At 59.4% G+C, this 9,441-nt stretch carries 10 protein-coding genes and 2 pseudogenes; 5 read left to right on the forward strand and 7 right to left on the reverse strand.

Annotated features, from left to right (window positions below; translation table 11 throughout):
- Positions 1-13 precede the first annotated feature (13 nt).
- Together ACR3EN_RS16750 and ACR3EN_RS16755 are read left to right on the forward strand one after the other, a co-directional pair.
- On the forward strand, positions 14-802 hold the full coding sequence (locus ACR3EN_RS16750; RefSeq protein WP_480918447.1) for a lytic murein transglycosylase: 789 nt from the start codon (positions 14-16) through the stop codon (positions 800-802).
- 173 nt (positions 803-975) lie between these two features.
- Complete coding sequence (locus ACR3EN_RS16755; RefSeq protein ID WP_480819644.1) at positions 976-1,908, forward strand: hypothetical protein; 933 nt, start codon at positions 976-978, stop codon at positions 1,906-1,908.
- Between the two features lie 36 nt (positions 1,909-1,944).
- On the opposite strand, the gene ACR3EN_RS16760 is transcribed toward ACR3EN_RS16755, so the two are convergent.
- Entirely contained in the window at positions 1,945-2,688 is a 744-nt protein-coding gene (locus tag ACR3EN_RS16760; RefSeq protein WP_480819643.1) for a heme-dependent oxidative N-demethylase family protein, read from the reverse strand.
- 124 nt (positions 2,689-2,812) lie between these two features.
- On the opposite strand from ACR3EN_RS16760, the pseudogene dddP reads away from it, so the two are divergent.
- A pseudogene (gene dddP / locus ACR3EN_RS16765) lies at positions 2,813-4,155 on the forward strand (dimethylsulfonioproprionate lyase DddP).
- On the opposite strand, the gene ACR3EN_RS16770 reads toward dddP, so the two are convergent.
- Entirely contained in the window at positions 4,152-4,352 is a 201-nt protein-coding gene (locus ACR3EN_RS16770; RefSeq protein ID WP_480819642.1) for a hypothetical protein, read from the reverse strand. The pseudogene dddP and the gene ACR3EN_RS16770 overlap by 4 nt on opposite strands.
- Before the next feature lie 238 nt (positions 4,353-4,590).
- On the opposite strand from ACR3EN_RS16770, the pseudogene ACR3EN_RS16775 reads away from it, so the two are divergent.
- Positions 4,591-5,803: pseudogene (locus tag ACR3EN_RS16775) on the forward strand (bifunctional alpha/beta hydrolase/OsmC family protein).
- Positions 5,804-5,820: 17 nt separating this feature from the next.
- Here the strand turns inward: ACR3EN_RS16775 and ACR3EN_RS16780 are convergent.
- The 5 genes from ACR3EN_RS16780 to ACR3EN_RS16800 form a co-directional block, all read right to left on the reverse strand.
- Positions 5,821-6,156 (reverse strand): hypothetical protein, encoded by a 336-nt coding sequence (locus tag ACR3EN_RS16780; protein WP_480819640.1) that lies wholly within the window; start codon positions 6,154-6,156, stop codon positions 5,821-5,823.
- Positions 6,157-6,323: 167 nt separating this feature from the next.
- Positions 6,324-6,665, reverse strand: a complete 342-nt coding sequence (locus ACR3EN_RS16785) for a hypothetical protein (RefSeq protein ID WP_480819639.1) — start codon at positions 6,663-6,665, stop codon at positions 6,324-6,326.
- Positions 6,666-6,676: 11 nt separating this feature from the next.
- The gene (locus ACR3EN_RS16790; protein ID WP_480819638.1) at positions 6,677-7,153 is read right to left on the reverse strand and encodes a hypothetical protein; all 477 of its coding nucleotides are present in this window, start codon (positions 7,151-7,153) and stop codon (positions 6,677-6,679) included.
- A 219-nt stretch (positions 7,154-7,372) separates the two neighbouring features.
- Positions 7,373-7,960 (reverse strand): biotin transporter BioY, encoded by a 588-nt coding sequence (locus tag ACR3EN_RS16795; protein WP_480857254.1) that lies wholly within the window; start codon positions 7,958-7,960, stop codon positions 7,373-7,375.
- Between the two features lie 75 nt (positions 7,961-8,035).
- On the reverse strand, positions 8,036-8,377 hold the full coding sequence (locus tag ACR3EN_RS16800; RefSeq protein WP_480918448.1) for a DUF6314 family protein: 342 nt from the start codon (positions 8,375-8,377) through the stop codon (positions 8,036-8,038).
- Positions 8,378-8,616: 239 nt separating this feature from the next.
- Here ACR3EN_RS16800 and purB point away from each other — a divergent pair.
- The coding region (purB, locus tag ACR3EN_RS16805; RefSeq protein ID WP_480918449.1) for an adenylosuccinate lyase at positions 8,617-9,441 on the forward strand (825 nt) is incomplete at its 3' end.

The following is a 9,441-nucleotide window of genomic DNA, read 5'->3' on the forward strand; positions in this document are numbered from 1 at the left end:
GTTGGACCTCATCATGCTTCGCCTTTTCCTTCTTACACTCGCACTGATCAGCCCGAACCTTGCGATCGCTGCCCCATGCGGCAATACCAGCGCCGGGTTCGATGCCTGGAAACAGGATTTTGCAAAACAGGCCAAACGCGCGGGTGTGAAAAAAGGGCTGCAGGCGCTGGCTCAGACCAGATACGAAACGCGAACCATTGCGGCGGATCGCAATCAGAAAAGCTTCAGATACTCGCTCGACAAGTTCATGCAGGTAAGGGGCGCGAATACGATTGTCGCACAGGGGCGCAAGCGCAAAGCCCGCAACCCCCAATTCTACGCGGCGCTCGAACGCCAATATGGGGTGCCCGCCGGCGTTCTGATTGCCATCCATGGTATGGAAACCGGGTTCGGGAACTTCATGGGCGACAGCCCGGTTGTTTCAGCAATCACCACTTTGGCCTATGATTGTCGACGGTCCGACTTCTTTATCCCGCATGCCATCGGGGCGCTGAAACTGGTTGATCGGGGCAGCATCACAATGGCGACAAAAGGGGCAAAACATGGCGAGCTGGGCCACACGCAGTTCCTGCCCGGCAATGCCCTGACTTATGGCGTTGACGCCACCGGGGACCGTCAGGTCGACTTTTACAACATGACCGATGCACTGGCATCGACCGCAAATTTTCTTCGCAAGAAAGGGTGGAAGCCAGGAAAAGGCTACCAGCCCGGAGAGCCGAATTTCGCGGTGATCCAACAGTGGAACGCCGCGTCAGTCTATCAGCAATCCATCGCAATCATGGCATGGCGAATCGACAACTGACCGCGCCCAAGCTCTGACATAGGCGAACCCGATTTCAGCCACATTCCTGCCACAGACATTAACCGGACCCTTTAGTTTCTTGGTTTCCAAAGCGTAATCAATGTCGGAAATTTCTGACTTTTCTCCCGCATTGCCAAAATTTGCCCCACATCGCCCGTTAATCTGGGCTGAGAATGACTACGGCAAAGGAACACGTTGTGACCGCAAAGCTGATGTATCATGGTGGCCTGCAGTTTGATGGCCCTGCAGACGGCGCGCTCGAACGGTTCTGCGAGGTCGTTACCACAACGCTTCAGGACTACGGCCACCTGATCGAACGCAAAACCGACCTCAGCGCCAACGAGACGAGCATTGTCACCAGCCAGTACCTAGTGCGTCTGACACTGGACGCGACCCAGGACGAAGCTGAAGGGTCCCATCACCAGCGGATGGACCGTGCGGCGGGATTGCAGACCATGGATCGCCCCGTTGTAACGCTGCCAGAAAACCGGTTGGCAATAACAATCTGCCCGGTCTCTTCCCTGCTGGATGACACTGAAATCTCTGAACTGATGCTTGTCGTCATTCTTTATCGGATGGTGGATATCTGTTCGACCCAACGCGTCGAATGGTTGTCGCCGAAAACGGTTCTGACAGTAGAGCAATTCATGAGTGCGTTCGATTCAATTGCTCCGCGTAAACCGCGAGATCGCAAGCAGATTTTCGAAGCCATCAGCGGTCCGTTTGCGGGGCTCAGCCTCTCGGATTTCGATGAACCCGCGCCCGCCCCCAAAGTGCAAGCCGCCCGCCCAATCCAGTTGAGCGATGAACAGCTGCTCAGCATCGCCTTTCGCACTGAAACAGAGGTGCCACCGCCCGCGAATGATCCGGACCAGATTGCCGAAACCAGCGAACGGCCCAGCGATATCCTCAGACTCACAAGCTGGGGGATGACAGGTGCTGTCGCCAGTGTCTCGGCACCCATCGCGATCTCTCTGGCGGCTGTCAATCTGATCCGCGGAGAGGACTTTCGCCTGAATACACAGGTGCTGGCGTTCACCATGGCCATCTTCGGATTGCATTCAACCAACGCCTTTGCCGAGGTGGCCAGCGTCTTTGGCATCTAAAGAAACGACCCAAGACCCTCCTAGGAGGCCCCGCCGTCAGGCGGGGTCTTCCGTTTCTCGGAAGCGGCTGGCCGGCAAAACATAAGTGTGGATTGCAAAGACGACGGCCCGCGTCTCGGGCAAGCGCAGAAGAGTCTGGCGCTCGCTGCGCAGATATTGGGCCGTGCCCCTGTCGCGCGGGTCGCGGCGCTGATGCATGCTGCGGGGCTGGAACAGTTCGGCATCGTGATACCACAACGCGTTGAACCGCCACAGCGGGCGACCGGGCTGGATGCCATCAAACAACCGTTGCACCCGCCGCGCGATATTGGCGTCGTAAGTGTCCACCGGCTGATGTATCGCAACCAGCGGGCGCATGAATTTCTCGGACAAGGACCAACTGGCCGGGAAGCACAGGATTGCACCCGTCAACATATGCTCGTCGTCTTGCTTCTGCAGAATACAGAAATCCTCCTGCACCAATTGGCACAGCGTTTCCAGCGGCCGCGACCTGTCCAGCGTGACCTGAACACCGTCGGGTCGGCGCACCAGATCAGAGCCGCCCGGATAGGTCTGTTTCAGAACCAGATCCAGCAGCTCTTGCGCCGGTTCCAAGGCCGCGGGGCTTTGCGCCAGAACCTCGGGCTTGCGGTTGGCCAGAAGCTCCGCCCGCTTTTGCATCTGTGCCGCAAAAGCGTCGTCCCGGTGCAGCCAAGTGTCAGGGTCGGCGGGTCGGATACCCGGCAAAGGGTTCGGGGCCAGCGGGTCGTAAGGGATATCTTGCTGTAAAATCACCGTCATGACCAAGCCATAGCAGCCCCTCCCTGCGCTGTCGGTCAAAAAGCGACCCGCTTGCGGTCGCAAATTTTCAAGACGCCGCGTTGCGCGCTTTGCAGGCTGGTCTGACATGCAGAAAGGCCCAGCCGTGAACAGCCCCTATCGCGATAGCCGCAAAATCGACCCGACCAAAGGCGCCACCCTTGGGGATGGCACCCCCAACGACAATGACCGGATCGAGATCGGGCCGACTCAGCTGGCCTTCGGCGAATGGGCGGCCACCGGGCTGACGCTTCCGAACCTGGAGCAGATGCGCAGATTTCGATGGGAACGACTGACGCAGGGCATCGTCGATCGGAATTGGGGTGGAGTACTGCTTTTTGACCCGCTGAACATCCGCTATGCCACCGACAGCACCAATATGCAGCTGTGGAACACCCACAACCCGTTTCGGGCGGTACTGGTCTGTGCCGACGGATATATGGTGATCTGGGATTATAAGAACTCACCTTTCCTGACGACATTCAACCCGCTGGTACGTGAGCAACGCTCGGGTGCGGACCTGTTCTATTTCGACCGCGGCGACAAGATCGACATCGCCGCTGATGTGTTCTCGAACGAGGTGCGGGCGCTGATCAACGAACATGGCGGTGGCAATATGCGGCTGGGCGTGGACAAGATCATGCTGCACGGGCTGCGCGCGCTCGAGGCGCAGGGCTTCGACGTCATGGAAGGTGAAGAACTCACCGAAAAAACCCGCGCCATCAAAGGGCCAGACGAAATCCTTGCCATGCGCTGCGCCAGCCACGCTTGCGAAACGGCCGTGGCGGAAATGGAGCGCTTTGCCCGCGCCAATGTCGGCGACGGGAAAACATCCGAGGATGACATCTGGGCCGTTTTGCACGCCGAGAACATCCGGCGTGGCGGTGAATGGATCGAAACACGACTGCTGGCATCGGGGCCGAGGACCAACCCCTGGTTTCAGGAATGCGGCCCCCGGATCACGCGACAGAACGAGATTATTGCCTTTGATACCGATCTGATCGGCTCGTACGGCATTTGCGTCGATATCTCACGCACCTGGTGGATCGGCGATCAGAAGCCGCGCCCGGACATGATCTACGCGATGCAGCATGCGCATGAACACATCATGACGAACATGGAGATGTTGAAACCCGGTGTCATGATCCCGGAACTAACCGCGAATGCACATCGTCTGGACGAAAAGTTTCAGGCTCAGAAATATGGTTGCCTGATGCATGGGGTGGGCCTGTGTGATGAATGGCCGCTGGTCGCCTATCCCGACAAGGCCGTCGAGGGGCGTATGATTATCCTCTCGAACCCGGCATGGTCCTGTGCGTCGAAGCCGCCGTGGGCGAAGTCGGTGGGGATTTCTCGATCAAGCTGGAAGATCAGGTTCTGATCACCGAGGACGGGTATGAGAACCTGACCAAGTACCCCTTTGACACACAACTGATGGGCTTGGGCTAAAACGAACCGTTCCGGCCCCAATCCGACCGTTTGACATTGCCGTGCCAGTCCTCTGGTGCGGTCACAGCGCCTTGAGAAAGCTCCATAACCGGCCAGCTCTGCCCAAGCGCAAAACCAACTGCACCCGCAAGCAAAAGCGCAGCAATGATCCCCGGATGCAGTGTTGATCTGGACGATATATTCGGTGCGTATGCCATGAAAACCTCCGTTTCACGTCTCTTGGCTGAATATAACTTGAGTTCTATCGATAGATTATTAAAATGAATGTTTTTTGAACTTAACATCACCAAACATGATACAAAAACTGCAATCTCTCGGTCAGCCACAAAGCTAAAATGTCAAATCCTCACCTTACCGTGACGCTTCTGACATAGGGGTTGAGAGAACCTGCGCTAGGACACAGTATTGGCCCGGTCCCAACACCAAGGAATACCCATGGCCACCGAACGCATTACCTTTGCCGGTCACGACGGCAGCCAATTGGCCGCGCGCCTTGACCTGCCGGACGGGCCCGTTCTGGCAACAGCCCTGTTTGCACATTGCTTTACCTGCTCCAAGGATATCCCGGCGGCACGGCGCATCTCGGCGCGCCTTGCGGCCATGGGCATCGCTGTGCTGCGCTTTGACTTTACCGGGCTGGGTCATTCTGGAGGGGAGTTCGCGAACACCACATTCACCTCGAATGTCGAAGATCTGATCGCGGCGGCGCAGTATCTGGCCGGGCGCGATATGGCCCCCGCTTTGTTGATCGGGCATTCGCTGGGTGGGGCTGCGGTGCTGCGTGCGCGCTGGCATTCCTTCGGTCAAGGCCGTGGTGACACTGGGTGCTCCTGCTGATCCCGGCCATGTATCCCATCACTTCGAAGCTGCCTTGCCCGAGATCGAGGCCGAAGGCAGCGCCGAGGTTTCGCTGGGCGGACGCCCGTTCCGCATCGGCAAAGCCTTTGTCGACGACATCTCGGAGGCGGCGCTGAACACCGCCATCGCCGAGTTGAAGGCCGCGCTGCTGATCCTGCACGCCCCGCGCGATGAGACCGTCAGTATCGACAATGCCAGCACCATCTTTCTGACCGCAAAACACCCCAAAAGCTTTGTTACACTTGATGACGCCGACCACCTGATCACACGCGCTGCGGACGCAGAATATGCCGCTGATGTCATTGCGGCATGGGTGTCGCGCTATGTCAAACTCAGTCCGCCTGCCCCGCCGCCGGGCGCACCCGAAGGCGTCGTCCGGGTGACCGAGGCTGATCCTGCGGGTTTTCTGCAGGACATCCAGTCCGGCCCACGTCATCACGCGGTGGCGGATGAACCTGCCTCTTATGGCGGGACCGATCGGGGCATGTCACCCTATGGCTTCGTGTCATCGGGCTTGGGGGCCTGCACCTCGATGACGATCCGTATGTATGCGCGTCGCAAACGCTGGCCCCTGACCGGGATCGCCGTGGATGTCTGCCACGATAAGGTACATGCACAGGACGCGGGCCTTGCAAATGCGGGCAAGGTTGATCTGTTCCGCCGGAAAATCCGGCTCGAAGGTCCCCTCGATTCAGAGCAAAAGGCGAAACTTCTGGAGATCGCCGACAGATGCCCGGTGCATCGCACTCTGGAAGGATCAGCGCAGATCACGACCGAATTGCTGTCGTAGCCCCTGCAACGCGCGACTCAGAGCGCCTTCCATTCGGTATGGTGGCGCTCTCTACGACTATTCGCACCAAGCCCGCGTTTCACGCGTCCCACGGCGGTGATCCTGTAATGGCAGCCGCGCTGATCGTAGGTGACCTCTATATACGCGCGTCGGATATCTTTACCGAAAGGTCCGCCGGGGCGACCGGCAAAGCCGAATTCGCCCATGCGTTCTTCGATTTCTTCAACGGTATCCTCGGGCAGAGCCTGCGGGGTCAGATTGATCCGATACGGGTTGGGAAACCCGATATTAGGCACAATAAGTATACCGCAGAACGCTGTGGCTATGGCTCTTAACTGTTCTTCAGTCAGCATCGTCGACTCCATCTTACTGGGATCGAGCGGGCCGCTGGTTCACGCGCTGATCTGAACCTGCAGGTCGTCAGCCGGACCCGCCCATAGGGAATAGTACCACAGATGGTAGTTTTCGCTCAAAACACGCGGGCGGGTCCGGGTCAGGGCCGCGTATGCAGCCCTGTGGGTCAACGTCGCCGGGGTGTCGGACGATGGATCGGCGGGCGCGCTGCAGGGGGGCGCGCGACGGGCGGGCGCGGACGCGACGGGGGTTTCCCGATCGGCGGCTTTGGCCGCTGGGGCGGCTTCGAAACCGGCGGCTTTGGGCGGTCGGGCCGATCTGGACGGTTGATATCCACGTCAACGTTCACGTTGCGATCATGATAATAGTCGTTCCAAAGCATCGAGTCGTAGAACGGGTCATACCCATATCCGACCCCGACCGTAACACCGTCACACGCGCTCAGCGTAAGGGTTGCAACGCCAAGCCCGAGCGCAATGACCGAGCGTTTGAACAATTTGCGTGTCATCCGAACCTCCGTCACTGCACGGGTCGGAACGATGCAAAGACATCGTTCAGATCATCTACATATGCCGGATCAGCCCCGTCGCGCAGGATTGACACCGCTACGGCCACGCGGTCGCCTGGCAGATCAATGATAGCAGCGGTGAAATTGACCCCGCGCCCATCGCGCCTGCCAGTCCCCCGGATCACACGCGCCGGACGCCCACCTATACTGGTTTCGCTGGTGCTGGTGATGGCAGGAGCGTTGACCAGAAACTTGTCGATATCCTCGAGATACCGAATGCCGCCCTGAATATCGGCCACCCCGGCGGGTGAGACAAAACCCATCCAGACGCTGTCATCCGTTAACGGCCTGATCCCCATCACGCGCGTAACGGCGCGGGTATCGCCCAGTTCGGTATCTTCAATCTCGCGCGGACCACCCGTGCGGACGGCCCAGAAATCTGGCACTTCAAACCGAAACAGAGCGCGTCCATCGTCGGTGTAGGTCACCGGCGTGTCTGCTGCGGCGCCACCCGCAACCCAAAGCGCTGCGCAAAGAGCAGATGTTGAAAACAATCGAATATGCATATCTCAATAACCTGATGATGTCTCGGGGATCAGATTGAACCTTCATTGTTGCGGTTGTCCAGCATGACGTTGAACCGGCACGAAAAAACCCGCACCCGAGGTATCTCGGATGCGGGTTTCGATGTCACGATCCGGTGTGGATCAGGCGCGGGCGTTGCCCACCAGCTTCCACACGGCGGGGATCAGCAGCGCGGCCAGCGCCAGCTTGATCGCATCACCCAGCAGGAACGGTGTCAGGCCCCATTCCAGGATCGGCTTGTCCCAGCCATACAGCTGACCCAGCCACAGCAGGCCGGGCACATAGATCAGTACGTTGGCCAGAACCAGCGCCAGCGCCAGTTTTCCAACCGAACGGTCCCAGCCGCGCGCAGCCAGAGTTCCCAGGGCCAAGGTGGCGAGGACATACCCGACCAGATAACCGCCAGTGCCGCCCATCATGTATGTCAGGCCGAATTTCTCAGCCGAAGAGCCTGCGAACACGTCAAAGCCCAGCGCGCCAACCAGCAGGTAACCCATCATGGTGACCAGACCCAGACGCGCGCCATAGGCGGTGCCAATGGTCAGCACTGCAAAGGTGCCCATGGTGATCGGAACCGGCCACATCGGAACTTTGATCTTGGCGGCAACGGCCAGGGCAACGATGCCCAGAACAACCAGTACAGCCTGTTTGACGCGCAGCGCCGTCCCCTCGCGCGGGCCAATCGCGTTGGCCAATACGTTCGCATTCATTTTGTTTTCTCCAGTTGCGGACCTATTTGCAGTGCAGCAATGCCCGTTCCGGGCCGATGCTGCAAGATGATTACGCTATCGCCGCGTATATTTGGTCTCCATTTCATAGGATTTTCGCGGTCCCGACACCGACCAGCGGACCGTCCAGCGCGGCCATCCCGAGAAGTCGTATAATGCATCATAGCTGTCGGGCGGGCAATCATGATGATCCTCGGCCCGGTCCTGTCCCAGTTGCAGCGCGTGAAAATACCGGTCGTCGTCGAAATGTATCGCGATCCGGCCCGCCGCCTGATGCCACAGGTATCGACGCGTTCCCGTCATCTCGGGCTGCCCAGGGATACGCAGCGTGACGGTCTCGTCATAGATCAAGCCGTCGCCCTCAGGTCGCAGAACCGCGCTGCCGTCGGCGTGAACCACCTGCCCCGCGCTGTCGTTTATAACGCGCGTCAGCGCCCTGCCCCTCGAATTCTGATAATCGGGCCGGGGCTGTCATGCCGAGCGCCCGTCTTGCCGGTCCGAGCGGGAAAAATCAGGGCAAACCGTCTCATAACAGCACTCGCGCCTTGTTCCGATCTGAATGCGCGGCTAAACCCCGCGCCAACGCCTCATCCCAATCACAAAAAGGTGCTGCCGCCAATGATTCGCTATTCCCGCCCATGGTCGCCATCTGGTCGCCCGAGACCAAGTTCCGCATCTGGTACGAGATTGAGGCGCATGCCTGCGACGCCATGGCCGATCTGGGCGTGATCCCGCGCGAAAATGCCGAGGCCGTCTGGAAAGCCAAGGATGTTGAGTTCGACGTGGCCCGCATCGACGAGATCGAGGCCGTCACCAAACATGACGTCATCGCCTTCCTCACCCATCTGGCCGAGCATGTGGGCAGCGACGAGGCACGCTTTGTGCATCAGGGCATGACCAGCTCGGATGTGCTGGACACCTGTTTCAACGTGCAGCTGACCCGCGCCGCCGACATTCTGATCGCCGATCTCGAAGGTCTGCTGGCCGCCCTGAAACGCCGCGCTTACGAGCACAAGGAAACCGTCCGCATCGGCCGCAGCCACGGCATCCACGCCGAGCCGACCACGATGGGCCTGACCTTCGCCCGTTTCTACGCCGAGATGGACCGCAACCTGTCCCGCATGCGCGATGCCCGTGCGGAAATCGCCACCGGCGCGATCAGCGGCGCGGTTGGCACCTTCGCCAATATCGACCCTCAGGTCGAGGAACACGTCTGCGACAAGCTGGGGCTGGTGCCCGAGCCAATCAGCACGCAAGTCATCCCCCGCGACCGTCACGCGGCCTTCTTTGCCACGTTGGGCGTGATCGCCAGCAGCATCGAAAACATCGCCATCGAGGTGCGCCACATGCAGCGCACCGAGGTGCTGGAGGCCGAAGAGTTCTTCTCGAAAGGTCAAAAGGGCTCATCCGCGATGCCGCACAAGCGCAACCCGGTTCTGACCGAAAACCTGACCGGTCTGGCG

This window comes from Ruegeria sp. G7 (assembly GCF_056535465.1).